The organism is Proteus terrae subsp. cibarius (assembly GCF_011045835.1).
GTDB lineage: Bacteria > Pseudomonadota > Gammaproteobacteria > Enterobacterales > Enterobacteriaceae > Proteus > Proteus cibarius.
In genome coordinates, this window is record NZ_CP047349.1 from 2,794,744 (window position 1) to 2,817,974 (window position 23,231).

18 protein-coding genes and 1 riboswitch are annotated in these 23,231 nt (G+C 37.2%); of the genes, 5 read left to right on the top strand and 13 right to left on the bottom strand.

Annotation, left to right across the window (positions count from 1 at the left end; genetic code table 11):
* Positions 1-55: 55 nt before the first annotated feature.
* On the top strand, positions 56-2,377 hold the full coding sequence (bcsB, locus tag GTH25_RS12990; RefSeq protein WP_164530625.1) for a cellulose biosynthesis cyclic di-GMP-binding regulatory protein BcsB: 2,322 nt from the start codon (positions 56-58) through the stop codon (positions 2,375-2,377).
* Between the two features lie 3 nt (positions 2,378-2,380).
* Entirely contained in the window at positions 2,381-5,689 is a 3,309-nt protein-coding gene (gene bcsC / locus GTH25_RS12995) for a cellulose synthase complex outer membrane protein BcsC (RefSeq protein ID WP_164530626.1), read from the top strand.
* 83 nt (positions 5,690-5,772) lie between these two features.
* Here bcsC and GTH25_RS13000 read toward each other — a convergent pair whose 3' ends face one another.
* The 3 genes from GTH25_RS13000 to GTH25_RS13010 are packed head-to-tail and all read right to left on the bottom strand — an operon-like array spanning position 5,773 to position 6,952.
* On the bottom strand, positions 5,773-6,186 hold the full coding sequence (locus tag GTH25_RS13000; RefSeq protein ID WP_075670735.1) for a YeeE/YedE family protein: 414 nt from the start codon (positions 6,184-6,186) through the stop codon (positions 5,773-5,775).
* Between the two features lie 4 nt (positions 6,187-6,190).
* Positions 6,191-6,625 carry a YeeE/YedE family protein gene (locus GTH25_RS13005; RefSeq protein WP_075670733.1) on the bottom strand — a complete coding sequence of 145 codons (435 nt, stop codon included), beginning with the start codon at positions 6,623-6,625 and terminating at the stop codon, positions 6,191-6,193.
* Positions 6,626-6,628: 3 nt separating this feature from the next.
* Positions 6,629-6,952: an ArsR/SmtB family transcription factor gene (locus GTH25_RS13010; protein WP_036912417.1), complete on the bottom strand. Its 324-nt coding sequence runs from the start codon at positions 6,950-6,952 to the stop codon at positions 6,629-6,631.
* A 105-nt stretch (positions 6,953-7,057) separates the two neighbouring features.
* Between GTH25_RS13010 and GTH25_RS13015 the strand changes: the two genes are divergently transcribed.
* On the top strand, positions 7,058-7,573 hold the full coding sequence (locus tag GTH25_RS13015) for a SprT family zinc-dependent metalloprotease (protein ID WP_143484134.1): 516 nt from the start codon (positions 7,058-7,060) through the stop codon (positions 7,571-7,573).
* Positions 7,574-7,643: 70 nt separating this feature from the next.
* Here the strand turns inward: GTH25_RS13015 and mgtE are convergent, their stop codons facing one another.
* The 4 genes from mgtE to hcp all read right to left on the bottom strand — a co-directional run bounded on the left by mgtE (position 7,644) and on the right by hcp (position 12,502).
* A complete protein-coding gene (mgtE, locus tag GTH25_RS13020) occupies positions 7,644-8,717 on the bottom strand; it encodes a magnesium transporter (RefSeq protein WP_075670729.1) in 1,074 nt (357 codons plus the stop codon).
* A gap of 76 nt (positions 8,718-8,793) precedes the next feature.
* Positions 8,794-8,965: riboswitch (M-box (ykoK) riboswitch) on the bottom strand.
* Positions 8,966-9,180: 215 nt separating this feature from the next.
* Entirely contained in the window at positions 9,181-9,516 is a 336-nt protein-coding gene (locus tag GTH25_RS13025; protein ID WP_075670727.1) for a DUF6694 family lipoprotein, read from the bottom strand.
* Between the two features lie 270 nt (positions 9,517-9,786).
* On the bottom strand, positions 9,787-10,791 hold the full coding sequence (gene hcr / locus GTH25_RS13030) for an NADH oxidoreductase (RefSeq protein WP_075670725.1): 1,005 nt from the start codon (positions 10,789-10,791) through the stop codon (positions 9,787-9,789).
* Positions 10,792-10,849: 58 nt separating this feature from the next.
* Positions 10,850-12,502 carry a hydroxylamine reductase gene (gene hcp, locus GTH25_RS13035; protein WP_075670723.1) on the bottom strand — a complete coding sequence of 551 codons (1,653 nt, stop codon included), beginning with the start codon at positions 12,500-12,502 and terminating at the stop codon, positions 10,850-10,852.
* Between the two features lie 493 nt (positions 12,503-12,995).
* Here hcp and GTH25_RS13040 point away from each other — a divergent pair, with 493 nt between their 5' ends.
* Positions 12,996-14,477, top strand: coding sequence for an aldehyde dehydrogenase family protein (locus GTH25_RS13040; RefSeq protein ID WP_156733848.1), 1,482 nt, complete (start codon positions 12,996-12,998; stop codon positions 14,475-14,477).
* A 176-nt stretch (positions 14,478-14,653) separates the two neighbouring features.
* On the opposite strand, the gene GTH25_RS13045 is transcribed toward GTH25_RS13040, so the two are convergent.
* Positions 14,654-16,054 carry an alanine/glycine:cation symporter family protein gene (locus GTH25_RS13045; protein WP_075670719.1) on the bottom strand — a complete coding sequence of 467 codons (1,401 nt, stop codon included), beginning with the start codon at positions 16,052-16,054 and terminating at the stop codon, positions 14,654-14,656.
* 195 nt (positions 16,055-16,249) lie between these two features.
* Between GTH25_RS13045 and clcA the strand changes: the two genes are divergently transcribed.
* Positions 16,250-17,671 (top strand): H(+)/Cl(-) exchange transporter ClcA, encoded by a 1,422-nt coding sequence (gene clcA, locus GTH25_RS13050; protein WP_075670717.1) that lies wholly within the window; start codon positions 16,250-16,252, stop codon positions 17,669-17,671.
* 69 nt (positions 17,672-17,740) lie between these two features.
* Here clcA and tehB read toward each other — a convergent pair whose 3' ends face one another.
* The 5 genes from tehB to GTH25_RS13075 form a co-directional block, all read right to left on the bottom strand.
* Positions 17,741-18,595 carry an SAM-dependent methyltransferase TehB gene (gene tehB / locus GTH25_RS13055; RefSeq protein ID WP_099659292.1) on the bottom strand — a complete coding sequence of 285 codons (855 nt, stop codon included), beginning with the start codon at positions 18,593-18,595 and terminating at the stop codon, positions 17,741-17,743.
* 78 nt (positions 18,596-18,673) lie between these two features.
* Entirely contained in the window at positions 18,674-19,846 is a 1,173-nt protein-coding gene (locus tag GTH25_RS13060) for an NAD-binding protein (RefSeq protein WP_075670713.1), read from the bottom strand.
* A gap of 22 nt (positions 19,847-19,868) precedes the next feature.
* The gene (locus GTH25_RS13065) at positions 19,869-20,954 is read right to left on the bottom strand and encodes a linear amide C-N hydrolase (RefSeq protein ID WP_156733850.1); all 1,086 of its coding nucleotides are present in this window, start codon (positions 20,952-20,954) and stop codon (positions 19,869-19,871) included.
* 231 nt (positions 20,955-21,185) lie between these two features.
* Positions 21,186-21,764: a YceI family protein gene (locus tag GTH25_RS13070; protein ID WP_164530627.1), complete on the bottom strand. Its 579-nt coding sequence runs from the start codon at positions 21,762-21,764 to the stop codon at positions 21,186-21,188.
* Between the two features lie 33 nt (positions 21,765-21,797).
* Positions 21,798-22,352, bottom strand: coding sequence for a cytochrome b (locus GTH25_RS13075; RefSeq protein WP_075670707.1), 555 nt, complete (start codon positions 22,350-22,352; stop codon positions 21,798-21,800).
* Positions 22,353-23,231: the final 879 nt, after the last annotated feature.

Sequence of the window (23,231 nt, forward strand, 5' to 3'; positions counted from 1 at the left end):
AAAACTCAGTTTTCTGGGAATTTATTCATAAACAATAAGATCATGGGTAACAATAATGAAAAAACGTTTTCTCATATTTGCCTTATTTATGCTCACTTCTTCAGTTCATGGAGATGAAACGCAAGAAGCGCAAACTAATATTTCAGCGCCCCCCGTTACAATAACAGAAGCGACTCCTGAAGTTATTTCTCAAGTAGGGCTTGGAAATACACAACTGCCTTCTGCTGATGTCACACCTTCTGCTCGTCAGAAGATATTAAAATTTGCGGAGACAGCACCTAGTTATGGCGCTATTCATTTAACAGGCGTTAGCCCTGACGGCTATTTAGAATTTGGTGTACGTAGTGATGAATATGTTTCAAAAGCGACTCTCGATTTAGAATTTACACCGTCTCCATCACTCCTTCCTGTGGAATCTCATCTCAATGTCTATTTGAATGATGAATTGATGGGAGTTATTACCTTAAAGCAGGAAGATTTAGGTAAGAAAAACCAAATTACGATACCGATTGATCCTTTATTTATTCAAGATTTTAACCATATAAAACTCTCTTTTATTGGCCATTATCGTGAAATTTGTGAAAACCAAGCAAATACCACACTCTGGCTCGATGTGAGTAAAAGCAGTCAATTAAATTTGACCTTTCAATCACTCCGTTTAGGTAATGAATTAGCACACTTTCCAGAGCCATTTTTTGACAGCCGTGATTTTGGTGAATTAACACTGCCGATGGTATTCAGTCAGTCGCCTAATTTAGTTCAACAAAAGGCGGCTGCTATACTCTCTTCTTGGTTTGGTACTCAAGTTGATTGGCGTAAGCAAAATTACCCTGTTTATTATGACGCTTTACCAAACCAACACAGTATTGTTTTTGCAACGAATAAACAAAAACCCGCATTTTTAAAACAGCATCCCAATGTAAAAGCACCAACTATCGAAATGCTGACACACCCAACCAATCCTTATATTAAATTACTTCTTATTATGGGGCGTGATGATAATGATTTGATCACTGCCGTAAGCGGAATAGCCCGTGGACAAGTTATTTTCAGAGGAAATCTCGTTACAATTAATAAAGTAGAAAAATTGATCCCTCGTGAACCTTATGATGCGCCCAAATGGGTACAGTTGAATAAACCTATCTATTTTAATACGTTACAAGACTACGAAGGCCAGTTGCAATCTCGCGGATTAAAACCGAATCCTATTACGTTGAATATGACGTTACCGCCTGATCTCTTTATGTTTAATAATACGGGATTACAAATGCAATTGCGTTATCGCTATACCGCACCTGCATTTCAAGATGACTCTCGTATGTCTATCTCTGTAAACGATCATTTCATAAAAGCTTATCCTCTAGAAAAAGATAAAAAAGATAATCTTGTTATCGCTTATTTACCGCTTATTCAAGGCTGGATTGAGCATAAGAATTTATTGAATATTCCTGCAGTAAAACTGGGTGAACGTAACCAAATTACTTTTGCCTTTGATTACACCAACCCTATTCCGGGTGGTTCAGTAGATCAATGTATTACTTATCAACCTGTTCCAAATGCAGTCGCGATTGATGATTTATCTAGTTTTAATTTTACTGGTGACTATCGACATTACATTGCACTGCCTGACTTGCGGGTTTACAGTCATGCTGGCTTCCCATTTAGCCGTTATGCAGACCTGTCCGAAACTCTGATTTTTGTTAATCAGCAACCGTCGCCAACTCAGTTGTCTACCCTATTAATTTCAACCGGGAATATCGGTGCTCAAACAGGTTATCCTGCACTAAACGTTTCATTAACCGATTCATTAGAGGAAGTGCAAAAAAGGGATGCGGATCTGCTACTTATCGGCACAATTCCACCGGCATTAAATAATGATAAACAGATGAATGTACTGATTGATAAAGCTCGTAGTGAAATCACTCTGCCTTCTCGTGAGATCAGTATCTTTAGCCACACAAGTTATCAACCCACTGATAAACGTCCTGATAGCCGGATCTCCCTGATATCTAAAGGCTCAATGGGTGCAATTATTGGTTTCCAATCTCCATTCTTTTCACAACGTAGCGTTGTCGCATTATTAGCTGATAGTACACAAGGTTACAAACTGTTAAATGAGGCACTCAGTGATAGCGGTAAACGTGATGCTATGCATGGTTCCGTGGTATTAGTCAGAGAATCTGGTGTAAATAGCTTGCGTGTAGGTGACACTTATTTCGTCGGTTATTTACCTTGGTGGGAAGAAGTTTGGTATGTGTTTGCATCTCACCCTATATGGCTTGGTTTAGCGGCAATTATCGGCATTATTCTTGTCTCTCTTCTTATTTGGCGAGCAATGAAAATAAGAAGCCAACGTCGTTTAGCGGCTAAGGATTAAGCTATGTGGCAATTTGGTCACACACATCGCCACTCTGTTATTGCTCTCTTTTTGCTGACAGGCATTTTGCCTGTCACGCAAGCCAGCGAAGAGACAACGGAAGCCTTTTTACAAGAGCAAGTGAGGTTAGGAACATCCACAGGAAATGAAGCTTTAGTGGCTCAATCGTTGCATCGTTTAGCGTTAATTAAACCCAATGATCCTAATATCTTATTAATGCAAATTCAGTTTGCCGTTAAACAAAAAAATAATGCAAAAGCACAACAGTTATTTACTCAATTAGGTACTCAGTTTCCTCAATCAGAGCAATATCAACGTGCAATAAAAACCTTATCACTGACAACGGATGTTAATCGGCAAAAATTACAACGAGCTCAACTTTACCGTACAGCTGGACGCTATGATGATGCACTAAATTTATACGATGAAATTTATCGAGGAATGCCACCGGATGAGACTTTAGCACTGGAATATATTCAAGTGCTTATGCAATCTTCTCACAGTGATAAGATAGAACGACTTAATCATATCTATCGTCAATATCCACAAAATACGAAGATAGCAAGTCTTTACCAACAACAATCCACAACAAATCTCCCCAATACGGCATCCTCTGTTAAATCTAAAACAGATGTTGCCTCACTACCTATTGCAACATTAAAACAGAAAGCACAACAACAACCTGATAATGCCGAGATTGTAGGTGCTTTAGGTGTACGTTATTCTCGTGCAAATCAACGTGGTGCAGCTATTTTCTATCTTTCACAAGCGCTCAAATTATCACCCAATCATGATAATAGTGATCAATGGCAAGCCATGTTGCAGTCTAATCAATATTGGTATCTGCTTTCAAAAGGTGAGGATGCGCTCTTAAAACAAGATTATAAATTAGCTGAACGTTATTTTAACCAACTCAATAAATTAAGCCCTTATAAAAGCGAACCTTATATTGGTTTAGGTAATATTGCAGTTGCACAGCAACAGTTAACCCTCGCCGAAAGCTATTATTTACAAGCCTTAAAATATCAGCCCAATCACCCCGCGACTTTACATAGTCTCGCAAAGCTTTATCGCCAACAGTCACATGATAAAGCTCAACAATTTATTAATGGGTTAACACCAAGGCAATATAAAAATCTGGCAGAAGATTATGGCTATATTATCTCTGGCATAAGACAAGATTTAGCCGCTGATGATGAACACAAAGAGCAATACCTTAGTGCGATTGAAAAACGTAAGACAATTGCTACAGATTATCCTAATGATGTTTGGAATATTTATCGCCTTACTGATGATTTATTAATAACTCAACAAGCCTCTGAAGCTGAAAAGTATTTTAATCAACTTAATCACCGCCTCCCTAATGATCCATCTCGCCTTTACGCCTACGCGTTATATCTCAATAAAACAGGAAGAGAAACTCAAGCACTCGATACGCTGAAAACAATTCCTTTGTCTCAACGTAATGAGAGTATGAAAGCGTTAGATAGTCGATTACGTTTTGGTGAAATATTAGCGCATGCAGAGTCTCTACGCGCAAAAGGACAAGAACAACAAGCTGTTGATTATCTTTTTGCTCATATTCCGCCAGAGCAGAAAATTCAGACTTATTTGCTATTAGCGGACTGGGCTCAGGAGCGAAATAATCTTGAACAAGCCTTAAGTTATTACCATACCGCACTAAACCTAGATCCTAATAATGAAACGGCATTATTAGGTGCAACAGATATAGCCTTGGAACAAGGACAAGAAGCACAGGCAAAGTACTATCTTGCAAAAATAGAAACACTTTCACCCAACCAATTTAATAGCAACTCTATTAGACGTGTCGCCAATGCAGAAAAAGAGGTGGGTAATACAGAAAAAGCACAACACTATTTTGCTTACTTGACACAAAAAATTGAAACTGAGCCGGACAGTGCAGATCCTTTAGTATTACGTGATATTGCTCGTTTTCAGCGTGATAGCCAACATCCTTATCAAGCTCACGATTATTATCAACAAGCGATGATCAAGGATGGAATAACAGATAGGTTGCCAAAAGATAATATTGAGTACACCACATTAATGCGCAATGACGAAAAAGATAACTGGTTATCTCGAAGCCTACGAGCTGATGCTGACTCTCTTTATCGTCAGCAAGAGTGGCGTTTTACTCTTGAACATGATTATTGGGGCTCTAGTGGTAGCGAAGGCTATTCAAAACTACGCGCTCACACTACGATGTTACAACTCGATCACCCTGTTTATGATGGTCGTTTCTTTTGGCGTGCAGACTTAGTTGATCTCAGCAGTGGCAAACTGGGTACATCACCTTATGATTCTAAATTTGGGACTTGTTATCGTACTGGCTGTTTCCCGTTAGAACAAAAATCCTTTGGTGTTAGCCCAGCAATTGGCTGGGAAAATGATCAATGGCAATGGGATCTTGGTACAACACCACTGGGTTTCGAGGTAACTGATTGGGTCGGTAAAATCGCCTATAGTCATGATCTTTTTAATGTTGGCTGGACACTTGATGTTCACCGCCGTCCAGTTAATAGCTCTCAACTGGCTTTTGCTGGTCAACGAGATATTTGGACTAACCAAACATGGGGTGGCGTGAGAAGAACCGGCATTCGTTTAAGCGCAAGCTATGACTTAGGCGGAAAAGACGGTTATTGGGGAGAGGTTTCTGTTGATAAACTGACGGGTAAAAACGTTGAAGATAATAGCAGTGTTCGAGGAATGGGTGGCTATTATTACAAACTTATCAATGAGAACAATCGCCGCGTTTCCATCGGATTAAACACAATGCTTTGGCATTATGATAAAGACTTAAGCGGATACACTTTAGGTCAAGGTGGTTATTATAGCCCTCAAAAATATGTCTCTTTAGGGATCCCGATTAATTATCGTGAACGCACTGAAAATTGGTCTTGGGAATTATCAGGCTCTCTTTCTTGGTCTTACTCCCAAACAGATGACAGAAAGCGCTATCCTTTACAAAATCTCATTTCTCCCGATAAATTCAATCGCTATATCAATGGACTTAGCCCTGAAGATCGAGAAGAGATGATGAGACTTTATTATCAAGAGCGTGATGCTGTTGATGAAGGAGACTCCAGTAATGGTTTTGGTTATACCGCAAGAGCATTAGTTGAGCATCGAATTACACCGCATTGGTTTATTGGTGCGGCTATTGATATTCAACAAGCAAAAAACTATACCCCAAGTCATGCATTAATGTACTTACGTTATTCATTTGATGGTTGGAATGGTGATTTAGATTTACCGCCAAATCCTCTTATTCCTTATGCCGACTTTAAATAACGTTCAAATGTATTAAATACACAAACGGGAAGCACTGGCTTCCCGTTTAACATTTTCGCTAAAGTTATGATAGCAAGTTGTCATTATTGCGTTTTACGAAAAAGCCCAACGAACAACCAACCCACAATCATGGCAAGAACAAATAAAATACCTTGATAAAACCCTGCGCCTGCTAATACCAAACCAGGCCCCGGGCAAATTCCAGCCAATCCCCAACCAAGGCCGAATAATACACTGCCCAACACGAGTGGTTTATCAATCACTTTATTGGTCGGAATATTTAGAGGACACGCTAAAACACTTTGCTGTCTACGGCGTGTTAATTGGTAGCCAATAACACTGACAAGCAATCCTGCCCCCATAATGATCAATAAAGAGGGATCCCAGTTTCCTGTAATATCCAGGAAGCCTAGAATTTTTTGCGGATTGCTCATTCCACCAACAATCAATCCTGCACTAAATAGAAGACCACAAAGAAAAGCAACAAACTTAGTCATTTTCTTAGCCTCCTATTACGTGGCGCTGAATATAAACGGTAATAAATGCCGTCACCATAAAGACTAAAACTGCCACCATCGAGCGACGTGATAATCGTGCTAACCCACAAATACCATGACCGCTAGTGCAACCATTACCTAAACGAGTGCCTGCTCCCACCAGCACCCCGGCAATAATTAGCATCCAAGGTGACGTTTCAATCACAGGTGATAAAGGTTTATCAAAAAAATAAAACAGTGTAGGTGCGATTAGCATGCCAAGTAAAAATGCCCAACGCCAACCATTTCCTTGCTGTTTTATTGATAACACACCACCTAAAATACCGCTTATTCCGGCAATGCGACCATTAAATAACAGTAAAATGGCTGCTGCTGCACCTATCATAAGCCCACCAATTGCCGCACTTAAAGGCGTAAAGTGAACCCAATCTATATTCATAAATTAACCTGCTATCGGACAATAAAGCTGATAAAGCGTATTGAGTAGCACAAGAACTTTTTCATCAGCAATAGAATAAAAGATACGTTTTCCATCACGACGAGTATTCACTAACCCTTCATTGCGCAAAACGGTTAGTTGTTGAGAAAGTGTCGGTTGACGAATACCTAAACTCTCTTCTAACTCACTCACACTTTTTTCGCCCTGACTTAGCTGACACAATAATAAGAGGCGATCGCCATTTCCTAGCGTCTTAAGCATGCTAGACGCTTCATTAGCCGCCAATTTCATTGCATCTAATAAATCAGGTTGAACTCGTTGTGTCATGGTAAACTCCATAATCAATATACTTTTTAATAATATGTTAATTTATATATTGTGCAAGTTTTCTTTTTATTGCGTGTTTGTATAAGGCGCTATATGCTCTGTAACATGAAAACGGTAAGAGTCCCCATTGCCTTAGTGCAAAGCGTTATGCGAACACTGCGTGAAAAATTGCAGCAGGCTAATCTTTATCTTAATACAAATTACCCAGAACCTACTCTACATTATAATCAGAGAGGAACTATTGCAGGCAGTGCCTATTACGCAAACTGGGAAATCCGTATTAATCCTACATTATTGATTGAAAATAAACAGAATTTTATTCAAGAAGTTATTCCCCATGAATTAGCGCATTTATTAGTTAATCGCCATTTTGGTCGTGTAGCACCTCATGGGAAAGAGTGGAAATGGATGATGGAAACTGTATTACAAGTTTCAGCTAAACGTACTCATCATTTTGATGTCAGCGCCGTTAAAGCTAAGACCTTTCCTTATGCTTGCCAATGTGAAGAAAAACATCAACTTACAATTCGACGTCATAACAAGGTATTACGTGGTGAAACTCAATATCGTTGCCGTCATTGTCAGTCAATTTTGCAATTTATAGAACACGAACTCGTGTAGATAAAAATAAAGCCGATGTATTGATTAAGTCACATCGGCTTTATCTTGAGAATAAATATGTGGGATTGTATTAAGCAAACTCGCTCATCACATGAGATGCGATTTCAAAGTAAATAATAAGACCTGTACCATCAATTAAGGTTGCGATAAACGGTGCTGAAACAACCGCAGGATCGATACCTAAACGCTTTAATACCATTGGAATTATAGACGAAACAATCGCACTCCAAACAGTGATTGAAATGAGTGTTAAGCCAACAACAATCATCACTTCCATACCTACACCTAAGAACCAAGCACGCACAAAACCAGCAATACCCATAGTTAGTGCGACCATTATGGATGTGGTTATCTCTTTTCTTAATACAGACCAAACATTACGTAAGCTCACTTCCCCTAATGCCATGGCACGTACTAATGTTGAGGTGATCTGTGTACCACTATTTCCGCCTGTACCAATTAGCAATGGAATAAAGAAAGCTAATGAAATTGCGGCTTCTAATCTGTCTTCAAAGGCATGTAATACCGTACTGGTATACGCTTCTGCTACAAATAGCATCAATAACCATACAACACGTTTACGCCATAATGTCACCGGACTGGTTTCTAAATAAGGCTGCTCTAAAGGTGAGGTTGCACCCTGCATTTGTGCATCCAGTGTATTTTCATCTTCAATTAATTCGGCAATATCTTGAGGACGTAAAACACCGACTAACTTTCCAAAATGCATCACTGGTACGCTGTCTAAACCGCTATGGCTAATCAGTTGATAAACATCATGACGATTCTGTTCTGGTGAAACAGAAAAAAAAGTTTGACGCATCACATCAGAGACAAACAGATCATTCGCAGCTGTTAATAATGATTTAACGGGCAAAATCCCATTTAGATAGTTATCTTTATCCACTACATATAAATAGGTTGGAATTAATTCATCTTTTAAATCATTAACCAATTGAGCTTTCACATTTTCAACAGAATCAGCGACAGAAACAGCAATATAGGACTGGCTCATATATGCGCTAACAGTTGCATCATCTTTTAAACGATTGTATTGGTCTTGAGTTGAGTTGTTTTTAGGTGTGTTTAAGGATGCATCTGCAACTAATACAGCATCCATTTTGTTTTGAGTATTGAATTTCATTTTTGTGGTTCCCTATTACTGTTTGTGTTTAGCAAATCAGTTCTCCATAGGGGCGAAACCAGAAGCGAGAATGCAAAAGCTATCTACACGTCTCGGTTTTAGCACTATACAACGTATCCGATGAATACTGGAAGTTACATGGGGATATACCTTCGGTCGATATATCCTGTCCTAATCTTGGGCGTCTCTCGACGTCGTCAGATCAGTAACCTGTGTTTGTATAGGAGCCTCGCCTAACGAGATACTGCACTTTTCTTGCGAATGCGGCGCGCATTATAACCACTCACAATATAATGAAAAGTACGATAACGATTTTGTTTAAGTTCTATTGAAAAATAGCTCACGATATTCATCATACAATTAAATAATATAATTCCATTAGAAATTAATATATAAAAAAGAAATGAAGCTTTCCTACGAAAGTTAAAATCGTATAGTAAGAAGGAATTTGTTTATTAATTGATTATTTAAATGCTAATTTTTGCACTTTTATTTCTTCTGCTTGCAAAAATATCTCTTTTACCGTTTTACCATCTAATGATTGGCACATTTTACGAGTGATAACATCCGCATTTTTATGACGCCCTGCGATAACTAAGTCATTAAAATTAATATCATTAAGAATAGCTAATTCTATTGCCTCATCAAAACGCGTTTGTTCATCAAGGGGGAGTGAATTGCGCATTTCAACAATTGAGATACGTAGCGATTCTACATTAGAGCCATCAAGGGTTTGTTGAGGTTTTTCACAGCCAGATAACATGACACTAAACAAACAAATAACTAACAATTTTTTCATATATCCCCCCTTACCCAGTCAATAGTTTAAATATAGCAGAATGTTTATAAGGAAACTCCCCACTAACTAAAATATATTTTTATATGAGTCATCATTTCCAATATTTTTATTATTCTGAATAAATAAAAACCGTCTTTAATTTAAAATAAAAGGAAGTATTTTCCAGATTATTCGTTTTTTTAATGGGAGGAATAGGCATAAAAAACCCTGCTAATAAATTAACAGGGTAAAAAAACAAGGAAATAGAAGGAAAAATTTAATAAAAAGAGGTTAAGCAAGCTCAACATCTCCTTTTAAACGACAGCTACATGCTAAGACATAACCTTGAGCTATCTCTTCAGCCGTTAATGTACTGGTACTACTGACATCGTAATCACCACTCACAATGCGCGTTTTACAACTACCGCAAACTCCTGCACGACAAGCAGCAAAGACAGGAACTTTATTTTCTTCCATTGCTGATAATAAAGTTACACCAACAGGAACTTTAATTTGTGATAATGGATGGCGAATAGTCATGGTTAATTGTTCGTTTTCATCAACACAAACAGGCTCATCACCAAAACGTTCCATAAAGATATTCTCAGCAGGTACACCAAGATTTCTTGCAAAACGTCCGGTGTCTTCCATATAGCTATTTGGGCCACAGCACATGACAGTACGACTCGCAATATCAGGGACTAATGCAGCTAATTTCTCTTGAGAAATGCGCCCACTAAATAATCCTTTATTATCAGGCAATTTTGGCATCATGATAAAATTGAGATTGTATGGATATGCATTTGCTAATTCGATCCACTCTTTCTCAAAAATAAATTGGCTTTGCTCGCGAATATTAAAAATAACCGTGATATCCGCTTTAGGTTGATTATTTAGCAACCAACGCGTCATCGACATAACCGGCGTCACACCGCATCCTGCTGCCAACATTAAATAGCGCGCACCTTCTTTACCCGCACAAGTAAACTCACCCTGAGCATCAGATAACCAAAGATAATCACCTGGTTTTACTTGTGATGTTAACCAACCTGAGCCTATACCATTTTCTAAACGACGAACGGTTAAGGTGATAAATGGGCTTAATCCCGGAGAAGATGAAATGGTATAAGCGCGCAATGTTTCATCACTATTATTGATACTCACCAGTGCAAATTGGCCCGGTTTATAAGAATAAAAGTCATGATTAATTAAATTTAGCGTCCACACTTCAGGTGTTTCCTGATTAATAGAGTGAACTTGCATACGATTAGGACAAAGAGAAGTAGGCATCGTCATGGATATTGATCCTTCACCGAAGCCCTTAGGCTTCGGTAATGATAATGAATTTAAAACATTAAGCAGAAAGAATATCTTTAAGATCTTGTTCTGGTGTAGTAATAGAGCGCATACCAAATTTCTCATTTAATACCGCCAGCAGATTGTCAGTTAAGAACGCTGGAGCTGTTGGACCGGTATAAATGTTTTTCACGCCTAATGAAAGCAGAGTCAATAAGATAACAATCGCTTTTTGCTCGAACCAAGAGAGAATTAAAGACAGTGGTAAGTCATTTACACCACAACCTAATTTCTCAGCAAGGTTAACAGCTAGCATAATCGCTGAGTAAGCATCGTTACACTGACCCACATCAAGTAAGCGTGGTAAGCCTTCTAAAGTACCGAAATCCAGTTTATTGAAACGGTATTTACCACACGCCAAGGTCATAATTAAACAATCTTGTGGAATTTCTCTTGCAAGATCGGTGTAGTAACTACGCTCACCACGGCTACCATCACAACCCCCCACTAAGAAAACATGACGTAATTTTTTCTGTGAGACTAAATCAATCACAGTATCAGCGGCATTTAATAGTGTTTCACGACCGAAACCGACAGTAATTAAATGCTCAATTTCGTTGTATGGGAAACCTTCTAATGATTGTGCTTGTTCAATCATTTCAGAGAAGTCATCACCAGTAATATGTTTCACACCCGGCCAACCAACAATACTACGTGTCCAAATACGGTCACCGTAATTACCTACATTTGGATCAATAATACAGTTTGAAGTCATTAATACAGGGCCAGGAAATTTTGCAAACTCAATTTGCTGATTCTGCCAACCACTTCCGTAGTTACCCACTAAGTGTTTGTATTTTTTAAGTTCTGGGTAACCATGAGCAGGTAACATTTCACCATGAGTATAAATGTTGATCCCTTTACCTTCAGTTTGCTCAAGAAGCATTTGCAGATCTTTCAGGTCATGACCTGAAATTAAAATAGCTTTACCTGCAACAGGGCGCACGTTAACAGTAACAGGTGTAGGGTTGCCATAAGCTTGAGTTTCGCCTTTATCAAGAATAGCCATAATGCGGAAGTTCATTTGACCAATGCCCATCGCATTTTCTAACAACTCATTCATATCAGCAGGATCAGTACCTAACCACGCCATATAGTGGTGATATTCTGCATAAATTTCATTGTCATACTGACCTAAAACGTGCGCGTGCTCCATATAAGCAGCAGCCCCTTTTAAGCCATACAGGCACAGCATACGTAATCCATGAAGATCATCACCGATTTGCGCTTTATCTGCATTTAAAGCAAAAAGCTGAGCTTGTTTTTGTAAGCTGTCTAAATCACTACCCGCTAATTGAATTTCAGCTCTTGGATTAGTGACTTGAATTGCTGCGTTTTTCGCTAAAGTACGAGATTTCAAACTTTCACGGAAATAGATAGCTTCTTTCGCATAACCGACAATACGATCAGAATCAAAGTTGACGTTAGTTAACGTAGAGAAAAAAGCACGAGGAGCAAAGCTATCTACATCATGATCAATAATATCGACACTACGCGCAACCAAAGCCCACGCTGAAAGTCCTTCTAATACTGCAACGAGTAAATCTTGAAGATCTGAAGTTTCTGCTGTTTTACCACACATACCTTGCGCATAGGCACAACCATTACCTACAGGCGTTTTCATTGTTTGTTCACATTGCACACAATACATATCGTATTCCTTCTAATAAAAGATAACGCTTTATTTTTATAAGTTGCATTCCAGATGCAACATAAGAATACGCCATTTTTATAAGAGAGAAAGTGCAATATTGAACAATTTAAATGTTGTTTGATCTAACGCAATTTTTAGCAAATCTTTTAATATCTCTTTTTTTATCCTTTGATTTTGATTAAGCCTAAAAATAATTTTTCCAAAAAAAAAGGGTTATTGCATTGTGCCGATGATGACTAAATAAGAAGGAATATTTAACAATTATTGATGGTTGTTTTTTGTCTAATCGTATAAAGACTGAGAGATGAAACGATTAAATTTATTCATTTTTGTTAGATCAGTAATACTCATTATTATTTTTTATAGTTAATATCACCTATTGCATCAATAGCTAATCAAATTTTTTCAATTGAGATATGTTATTAGCACGAGTATTACGAAATGAAGCTACACATTTGAATGATGCTCCCCCCTACATTGGAGATTAAAAATGATTAAATTAAATAATGTTCCATCAGAATTTCGTCCTCTAGAAAGCTACAAAATGCTAATTGGAGGAGAATGGGTATCTAGTACATCGCAAAAAACAACGAAAACCTATAGCCCAGCTACGGGTGAATTATTAAGTGAATACCAGTCGGGTAGTGCTGAAGATGTTGAACGCGCAGTCAGAGCTGCACGTAAAGCATTCAAAACATGGAGTAAAACGTCACCTGCTGAGCGTCAAGCCCTCTTATTAAAAATCGCAGATCGCTTAGAGCAAGAACAAGAACGTTTTGCTTGGATTGAGTCATTAGATAATGGTAAGCCACTCAATGAGTCGAAAAACATAGATTTACCTGCCTCTATTGACCATTTTCGATATTTTGCAGGCGTGATACGCTCTCATACCGATGAAAGTGCCGTCCTAGACGAAAATACCATTAGCCTTGTTATTCGTGAACCTATTGGTGTTGTGGGGCAAATTATTCCATGGAACTTCCCATTATTAATGGCGGCATGGAAATTGGCACCAGCGATTGCAGCGGGTGACACAGTGGTTATTAATCCAGCAACACTGACTTCCCTTTCATTATTAGAGCTAGGTCGTATTTTAAATGAAATATTACCAGCGGGTGTAATTAATATTGTTACCGGACGCGGATCTGTTGTAGGACAAGCTATTTTAGAGCACGAAGATATTGATAAACTTGCGTTTACTGGCTCTACCAATGTGGGTTATACCGTAGCAGAAGCAGCAGCGAAAAAAATGGTTCCAGCAACATTGGAATTAGGCGGTAAATCAGCCAATATCGTGTTCCCTGATGCGAACATGAAAAAAGCAGTCAAATATTCAGCATTGGCAATATTGATGAACCAAGGACAAGCCTGTGAATCAGGTTCACGTTTGTTCTTACATAAAGATATTCATGATGAATTTTTGAAAGCATTAAAAACTGAATTTGAGAGTATTCGTGTCGGCGATCCACTTGATCCGAATACACAAATGGGTACACAAGTTAGCCAAGATCAAATGGATACCATCTTAGGCTACGTTGAACTCGCGAAAAAAGAGGGTGCAGCTGTTTTAACTGGCGGTGAGCGTATTACTGGTGAAGGTTATGATGACGGCTTCTTTGTTCGTCCAACTATCATCATCAACGCAACAAACCAAATGCGTGTTGCTCGAGAAGAAATTTTTGGACCTGTGTTATGTGTTATTCCATTCGATAATGAAGATGAAGTAATCGAAATGGCGAATGACTCTGAATATGGCCTTGGTGGTGGTGTTTGGACTCAAGATATTAACCGTGCCTTACGTGTTGCAAAAGCAGTAAGAACCGGTCGTATGTGGGTTAACACTTATCACGAACTCCCTGCTCACGCACCTTTTGGGGGCTATAAGAAATCAGGTTTAGGACGTGAAACACATAAAATGATGTTAGATGCTTATAGCCAAGTGAAAAACATCTTCATCAGTATGAAAGAATAAGATTTTCTCTCTTTTCTAAATTCTTATAAATATAATATCTATACTCATCTCTTCGCCTTCTCCCCAGAAGGCTTTTTATTATCTGTAATTACGTTATTACCATAAAAAAACCGCATACTTATCGCTATAAAGCATGCGGTTTTATGTTGTGTTGTTAGCTAATAAGTAAGAACGAATTACTCTACTTCAGCTTCTTTTTTACTTATTGAGTGAGTTTCTTTATCTAATTCAATATTATCAGCGTTAACATCTTTTATATGATCTCTAGTTAAGCGATAAACAACAGGACTTAATAAAGCTAATGCAATTAAGTTAGGAATAGCCATCATTGCATTGAGTGTATCGGCTAACAACCACACAAACTCTAACGATTGTGTCGCACCAATTGGTAACGCAATTAGCCATGCAACCCTAAATGGCATAATCGCTTTAGGCCCAAAAAGATATTGCACACATTTTTCACCGTAAAAACTCCAGCCTAAAATCGTGGTAAAGGCAAAAATGGCTAATGCAATTGCCACAATATAGTTACCACCCGGAATAGCAACAGAGAATGATGCAGCGGTTAATGTTGCTCCACTTTGCCCTGTTAGCCATTGTCCTGTAATAATAATAGTTAATCCTGTAACAGAACAGACGATGATGGTATCAATAAAAGTCCCCAACATCGCAATCAAACCTTGGCGAACAGGATTTTGTGTTTTTGCTGTCGCATGGGCAATAGGTGCACTACCCAATCCTGCTTCATTGGAGAAAACACCACGCGCAACACCAAAGCGGATCGCCGCCCAAACAGCCGCGCCCGCAAATCCCCCTTGAGCTGCAACAGGTGTAAATGCCGATTTAACAATAAGAACAATGGCATCTGGGATCGCAGTCGCATTCAGTGCGAGGACAACAATACCTGCACCAAAATAGCCAACGGTCATAATAGGAACTAATTTACCAGCAACATCAGCAATACGCTTAATGCCCCCTATTAATACAGCACCAACTAAAACCACTAGTACAATAGCGGTAATTGTGGTTGAAATACCAAAATTACTTTCCAATACATCCGCAACAGAGTTTGCTTGTACTGTATTACCAATACCAAACCCCGCAAAACTACCAAAAACAGCAAAAATAGTGCCTAGCCAAACCCAATTTTTACCTAAGCCATTTTTGATGTAATACATTGGCCCACCGACATAATTTCCGTATTTATCAACTTCACGGAAACGTACAGCAAGCACGGCTTCTGAATATTTGGTTGCCATTCCCACTAATGCGGTCATCCACATCCAGAACAATGCACCGGGGCCACCTAAGACAACCGCTGTTGCAACACCGGCAATATTACCAGTTCCAATAGTGGCAGAAAGCGCAGTCATTAAGGCATTAAATGGCGATATTTGCCCTTCACCTCTTTTGTCATTTTTTTCAAATAAAAGCTTAAAGCCTGTTCCTAACTTCCTAATAGGTAAAAAGCCAAGTCGAAACTGCATAAAAAGGCCGATACCGAGAATGCCGACAAGCATCGGAACTCCCCATACCACGCCATTTATAGCGCTTAAAATATTCGTGATGAAATCCATAATTTACCCTTTCTCGTCCAAATGTTATCTAAATATGTATTTTTTGTTATCAATTACACTAAAGATGAAAAAGTGGAAATATGCTAGAAAAAAAAACGACTAACTCTAAAATTGATTACGTTATGTGAGAAATATCACTTCAATATAAAATTACGCTATCATTATGTTCATTGTTACAATACATAAATCAAAGTTATGCTTAACCATAAATCAATCCAAAAGAGCCAAAATGAACGACGTTTTAATTTATTCAGAAAAGCACAAGAAACCAACCTTGCACCACTGAAAGTCCTGCTATTGTCTGCGATAGTTGGTTCTCTTGCTGGATTAGTCGGTGTTTTATTTGAAAAAAGCGTGAGTTGGGTGATTCATTTTCGACAAGAAGAATTTATTAAAACCTTTACTAATCCTTATATTCTAGCGATCTGTACATTACTTTTTTCCTCTATTCTGGCAATGCTGGGATACTATTTAGTCAAGAAATTTTCACCCGAATCAGGAGGTTCAGGAATACCTGAAATTGAAGGAGCCATGATAGATATTCGCCCAGTTCGTTGGTGGCGAGTATTGCCTGTAAAATTTATTGCCAGTATTGGGACATTAGGTTCTGGCATGGTATTAGGACGAGAAGGCCCAACAGTACAATTGGGTGCCAATATCGGCCAGCTCGTAAATGATATTTCTCGAGTAAAAGATAAAGAGTCGCGCCATACTCTATTAGCTACCGGAGCCGCCGCAGGATTAACCGCTGCTTTTAATGCACCTCTTGCGGGTATTTTATTTATTATTGAAGAGATGCGTCCTCAATTTAAATACAGCCTTATTTCAATTAAAGCAGTCTTTATTGGCGTTATTATGTCTTGCATTGTTTTTCGCCTATTTAATGGTGAAGGTGGTGTTATTCATATCGGTAAGTTTTCATCTGCACCATTAAACACACTCTGGTTGTATTTAGTTTTGGGTATGTTATTTGGCATTATTGGCGTTATTTTCAGTAAATTACTTTTTTATGTTCAAACTCAGTTTCAACATTTTTATCAAGATAAAACATCACGTTTTGTTTTAACAGGTGGGATCATCGGTGGGCTTTGTGGCTTATTAGCATTAATTATTCCTGAAATAACCGGTGGTGGATTTAGTATTATTCCAGCATTAAGCACAGGGCAATATTCTCTTATCGCTCTATTACTTTTCTTTGTTTTACGAACCATAACATCCATTATCAGTTTTGCTTCAGGTGCTCCTGGCGGTATATTCGCCCCAACGCTGGCATTAGGTACGTTATTTGGTAGCGCCTTCGGATTAACTGCAACCTTACTTTTCCCTGATTATCAAATTCAAATTGGTACATTTGCCATTGCAGGAATGGGAGCTTTATTTGCAGCAACCGTAAGAGCACCTCTAACAGGGATCGTCCTCGTATTAGAAATGACTGATAATTATCAACTTATCCTACCTATGATCATTACCTGTTTAGGTGCAACAATGTTGGCACAACTATTAGGTGGTCGCCCTATTTATACCGTTTTACTAGAACGAATATTGCAAAAATCTGAGGAAAAAGAACAAAAAAACAAAGCCAATGACATTAAAAACGATAAATTACCACAACAATAAAACTCGCTTGAACAGATAAAAAAATACCCCAATTATTTGGGGTATTTAAAAAGAGATGATTGTACTTAACTATTTTTTACGCGCGATTAAAGTAGCAAAGTTTAAGGCGATACGATTGCCATTTGCATCTGTTTTATGTAAATGCCCTGGGTTTTCATTATATTTAATAATCTCCCATTCTTTATAATAATCAGCTAATTCATTTGGACGTAAAAAGGTTTTAAATGGAATTTCAGCAGGATCACTATTTGACGTTTCAACAGGGCAAACAATCACATTAATACCATTAGAGTTGGTACATTCCTGCATATTTTTAATAATACTTTCAATACGTTCTCGTTGACAGAACATCAAAACAACAGTTGAAAGAATAATATCGTATTTATCTGTCAGTGAAGCTTCATTAATATCATATAAGCCGCTTTTTACCGCTAACCCTGTTTTGGTTTTAACAGTTTCAATAGCATCAATATGCGAGGCATTAATATCTAACGCTGTTACATCATAACCTTGAGATGCCAAATAGAAACTATTTCGACCACGACCAGCACCTAAATCTAACACCTTACAAGGCTGGGTAAATGTTGCCATATAACGTACTTCAGAATGTGGTAATGATAAGTCATTCTCTTTAAATAGCTTATCTTCTGGAGCACATAAAAAAGAGAGTTGGCAACGAACATCATCGCTCGTTTTATCTATTTTATGCCACTGTTGAGGTTGAATTAAAGGTGGCTGATTGTCAGTATCACACTCCACTGAAATCTGTGAACCATCATCATTAAAAACAACAAATGTCATGTTACCTTGCAATACCCGCATTTGGGCATAAGTGCCTTCCTTTGTATTGTGACGTTCTAATAACGCTAAAGGAATGGATGTACGAGTCCACTCAGGCATTGTTTTATAACTTACAAGTTCCATAATTCAACCTCACTTAAGATGCATTTTAAATACATCTTATGGCAATCATTATCTTTCGTAAAGAAGGTTTTATCAAAATTATGATTTTAAATATTTATTTAAAAGCAAATCAGTCACATCTGATGAGGAAATAGACTCGCCACACAAAACTTTCATCATAATTTCTTTACCCAATGATGCTAAAGAAAACAGCATATCTGGGCGTAAACGACTGATTTTATCTCTATTCTCATCTTGATTAATAATAGTGATCAATTTGGCATTAACATTAGAACATTCTTGGATAGTCAGTAAAATAAAGGTATTTTCTGCATCACTTTCAGATAAAGTCGCCACCCAACTTGCTTTTGCAATATTGGCAGATAGTAATGTTTTAAGATTAGTAGGATCGCCTTCAATAATATTGGCTTGCACGTCATAAGTGGCTTTGTTTTTATCGGTACAAATCGCAATAACTTGTTTCCCTTGCTCTCTTAACCCTTTTTCTAATTGAGAAGCTAATACCGATGAACCAATAATAATAAAATGATTATGCATTTTAGCGATCCTTTTCTTAACAATATCGCGAGTGCCACGCGCAAGAAATCCCATGACATACACAATGGACGTGGTAAAAACGGTTATTCCCAAGATAACAACAGTAAGAGTAAAAATACGTGCATTCGTGCTAACTGGCACAATATCGCCAAATCCTAGTGTCGTCATACAGACAATAGAAAAATAGAATGCATCCATCAGCGTTGTTATATGTGGCTTAAACTCATCACCAATATAAAGACTTCCCAGCATTGAGAATAACAGCAAAGAAAGGATACAGATAAAAGCCACAAAGCCAGCACTAGTTAAACTATGATGCGGAAATGCACGCCAACTCATCAGCAACCCAATAGCTAAAATAAAAGAAAAATAGGATTGAAAACCCATTTGCTGATAAACAGCAACATCAAGAAAAATAATGGTGGCTAATAAAATCAACGAGACGCACCACGCAATTCTAGCCCCCAGATACATAAATATTGAAAGCAAGATTAAAGCACAAGCTAACATGACCTTGGGTATATCAAGAAGTTTTAATACACCTAAAGATTTAAGCCATGCTGAAAACCCATGGATTTCCCAATCCAGATAAATACCACGAGACAGCAAAATAGAGTAAATGATAAAAATACCATTTAAGATAAGTAATAAAGACATCATTTTTCTTGTCACTTTAGATGTCTCTATTACATTCAGTATTGCGGATAATTTCATATTAGATATCGTAAATACTCAGCTAATTATTTAAAGGAATATTATCTAATCCTTGAAATTTAAAAGGTTCTGCGGGTTTAAAATGACTTGTCGCATTTGCAGAATAGATTATCGACTGCTCTTCACCTAATGGTAATGTCATCACTTTCCCACTCTCTTTTGAAAAATCAATTTCCTTTAAATTAACCCAAAAGGTATTTGGCGATAATGCTGATTCAAAAAAATATAATTGGTTTTTATGATCAGCGACAGTTCTCCAGCGTGTGGATGAAATTTCTGGTGATTCAGCCGTACTTAGTCCATAAGGCACAGATACATTTCTGATCACACCAAATACACTGGCAAGCGATTTTTTACTCGATTGAGCTTTAGGAATGGCATTCACATAAAAAGAAGCTCTAGCAAAACGATCTGATGCTCGGTTAGTCCCCGGTAACATCACGGTTCCACCAATTTGTTGCCAATAACTGTTCAACGCTAATTGTTCTGAAAAAATAGGAGAGTTCGTCATCACTTGATACTCTTTGCTATGATGAATCACTTGCTTACCATTAATATATTCAATAATGGCGCTGTCTCCCGTTGCATCTGAAAGCGAGAGATGTAACGTTGCCATTCTATCTTGTCCAGGAACTTTATCTGTTAATACAATAAAAGGCTCACTGTCTAATGCATTAACGGCTTCTTCAACTGAAGCAAAATTATCTAACACATACTGCGCCCATGCAGAAATTGAAATCGCCGGTTTTTCTTTGGTATATGCTGGATAATCTGATTCCGCCAACCATAATAAATTAGCCACTAAACCTTTTTCATTCATACCATCTGTCGTAGAAATATCATAACCGGATGCAATCACACTTCCATATTTAGATGTCCATTTTATCGAGTTATCGCCAGCTTCTCCTGAACGCTGCATCCCTTGTGGGAACACCCATAAATTTGTTCCTATATCATATTTCCAGTCCATCGAGCGAGCTGTAATAATTTGATTATTGTCGCCTAAATAAACAAGCCGGGTACATGCATCAACATCTGTAATACCTACCGTGAGAAAACCAGAGATAAGTAGAGTACCCAAAAAAGTATGGCGTAATTTTTTCATTATGACTCTTTCCTGTTAAACAAATGGATGGCTTCTTTGTTATGACCTTTCTTTGCACCGGCTTAAAATAAATAAAGCCTCAACATAAATATTAATCCTATTCAAAAATAAGAATTATTACTTAAGTATAAGATCATTCATCATAATTGTGCATAAAAAAACCGATACGTTAAAGTATCGGTTTATAAATCATCTAGGTAATAAGAGCCTTTATTGCTCTAAAAAAGCATTTAATTACGCTTTTTTTACACCTTCAACAGAGATAATTAATTCTGCTTCTTGTGATTTTGGTCCTAAATCTGATTTAAAATTAAACTCTTTCAGATTTATTTTACCTGTTGCTTCAAAGCCAGCGCGATAACCTTTCCAAGGATCAGTACCTTCGCCAATTAATTTTGCATTTAATGAAACAGGTTTAGTCACACCATTTAATGTTAAATCACCTGTAACTACATAGTTTTCGCCATCACGAGTAACTTGAGTTGAAACAAATCGAGCTTCAGGGTATTTGCTTGCATTAAAGAAATCAGCGCTGCGTAAGTGCTTATCACGTTCTGCGTGATTAGTATCTAAGCTTCCTGTTTTAATCACAACATCAACTTTGTCTTTTGATGGATCTTCTTTATCGTAACTAAATGTACCATCGAAATCTTTAAAAGTGCCGTATAACCAGCTATAGCCTAAATGTTGGATACGAAACTGTACAAATGCGTGTTGGCCTTGTTTATCAATAGTATAATCTGCTGCTAAAGCAGTACTTGCATTAAATAACAACGCACCTGCGGTTAAACCTAATAAAGCTTTCTTAAACATTGTTATCTCCATAATTTCGTTTTATAAGTTTAATTATTTAGTTCGCATTCCTAACATGCGTTTTAACGTAACATCTTTATCAATAAAATGATGTTTTAAAGCACCTGCCGCATGTAACAGCGATAACAAAACCACTGCCCAAGCTAAATAAAGATGAATATCACCCGCTAAATCCGCTTGTTCGGCTTCCCCTGTAAAAATGGCAGGTACAGAAAACCAATCAAATACAGATATAGCTTGTCCATCTGCGGTTGAAATTAAATAACCACTAATCAGAATAGAAAATAAGATTAAATATAGAAGCATATGTGCAATATGGGCACTAATACGTGTCAATTGACTGTAGCTTGATAAAGCTTTAGGTGGTGGTGAGATCCAACGCCAAATCACACGCACTATCAGAATAATAAATAAAAGAATACCAATGCTCTTATGTATTTCAGGTGCAGAATGATACCAACTATCATAATATCCTAACGTTACCATCCACAGTCCTAAAGCAAACATGCCATAGATAGCCAGCGCTGACCCCCAGTGTAAAAGGAGTGATAAGTGCCCATAGCTAGACACATTATTTCGCCATTGCATAATAAAAACCCAATAGTTTCTAATTCATTAAAATAATGTTATCTAGTTTAGTGTATTGAGAATAAATTGTTAGCCTATAATTCAACAAATAATTTGCTTATCATTATCAATAATAATCAATAAGTAATAAGCTCTTATTAGTCACTATGTTGATTATCTAATCAATGACATTGTTGGATCAGGCTTTTTTCAAAATAAGATGGGTGTATTGGCAGGTGTTTATATACATAAGAAAAAGAATAAATAAAGAAGTAAAAATAAAAAGCGAAATAAGAAAAATATAACAATTGTCCAACCATAAAAACAATTGCATTTTTTTACTTATTCTAAATTAGAACTTATTAAACAAAATACGATAATAATGAGAGGAACCGTAAAAAAAACGGATAACCAGCGCATTTCACGTACAACACCAAAAATAATACCAACAATACAAACAAAAAATATAACAGGCATCATTTCTGAGTAGTGATCATGACAATAGTGCATTAATAAATTAATCCACGAGTAATCGTTTTGCATATAAAAATTTCAACCAATAAAAATAAATTTAAATTAAGATAGTGATAAATTACTATCATTAACAAATAAAACAAGTGTCGTATTATAAATATCAATCATCGCGCACAAAGATATTAAAACACTTCACATTTTAAATAGAGATAACATTGGCAAGCAAAAATAACAACCTAAGTTAAACTCCCAGTAATATAAAATTAATAATGTCAAATACGGTTAATCCATTCAAATAAACCCAATATCATTATTAATATCACCTTAGCTGAACGAAATAATAATTTCATTTAATTGCAAATAAAGAAAATTAATTTCACAAAGTGATAATAAAAGTAATAAAGAATAAATAAAATAGAGTTTTAA

Bases quoted from the DNA above. Each gene is read 5' to 3' on its own strand.
- GTH25_RS13070 (WP_164530627.1), bottom strand. From the start codon at position 21,764: ATGTTTAAGAAAGCTTTATTAGGTTTAACCGCAGGTGCGTTGTTATTT.
- GTH25_RS13000 (WP_075670735.1), bottom strand. From the start codon at position 6,186: ATGACTAAGTTTGTTGCTTTTCTTTGTGGTCTTCTATTTAGTGCAGGA.
- hcr (WP_075670725.1), bottom strand. From the start codon at position 10,791: ATGACGATGCCTACTTCTCTTTGTCCTAATCGTATGCAAGTTCACTCT.
- GTH25_RS13075 (WP_075670707.1), bottom strand. From the start codon at position 22,352: ATGCAATGGCGAAATAATGTGTCTAGCTATGGGCACTTATCACTCCTT.
- GTH25_RS13045 (WP_075670719.1), bottom strand. From the start codon at position 16,054: ATGGATTTCATCACGAATATTTTAAGCGCTATAAATGGCGTGGTATGG.
- tehB (WP_099659292.1), bottom strand. From the start codon at position 18,595: ATGGAACTTGTAAGTTATAAAACAATGCCTGAGTGGACTCGTACATCC.
- hcp (WP_075670723.1), bottom strand. From the start codon at position 12,502: ATGTATTGTGTGCAATGTGAACAAACAATGAAAACGCCTGTAGGTAAT.
- bcsB (WP_164530625.1), top strand. From the start codon at position 56: ATGAAAAAACGTTTTCTCATATTTGCCTTATTTATGCTCACTTCTTCA.
- GTH25_RS13060 (WP_075670713.1), bottom strand. From the start codon at position 19,846: ATGAAATTATCCGCAATACTGAATGTAATAGAGACATCTAAAGTGACA.
- GTH25_RS13005 (WP_075670733.1), bottom strand. From the start codon at position 6,625: ATGAATATAGATTGGGTTCACTTTACGCCTTTAAGTGCGGCAATTGGT.
- mgtE (WP_075670729.1), bottom strand. From the start codon at position 8,717: ATGAAATTCAATACTCAAAACAAAATGGATGCTGTATTAGTTGCAGAT.
- clcA (WP_075670717.1), top strand. From the start codon at position 16,250: ATGCTTAACCATAAATCAATCCAAAAGAGCCAAAATGAACGACGTTTT.
- GTH25_RS13025 (WP_075670727.1), bottom strand. From the start codon at position 9,516: ATGAAAAAATTGTTAGTTATTTGTTTGTTTAGTGTCATGTTATCTGGC.
- GTH25_RS13015 (WP_143484134.1), top strand. From the start codon at position 7,058: ATGAAAACGGTAAGAGTCCCCATTGCCTTAGTGCAAAGCGTTATGCGA.
- GTH25_RS13040 (WP_156733848.1), top strand. From the start codon at position 12,996: ATGATTAAATTAAATAATGTTCCATCAGAATTTCGTCCTCTAGAAAGC.
- GTH25_RS13010 (WP_036912417.1), bottom strand. From the start codon at position 6,952: ATGACACAACGAGTTCAACCTGATTTATTAGATGCAATGAAATTGGCG.
- bcsC (WP_164530626.1), top strand. From the start codon at position 2,381: ATGTGGCAATTTGGTCACACACATCGCCACTCTGTTATTGCTCTCTTT.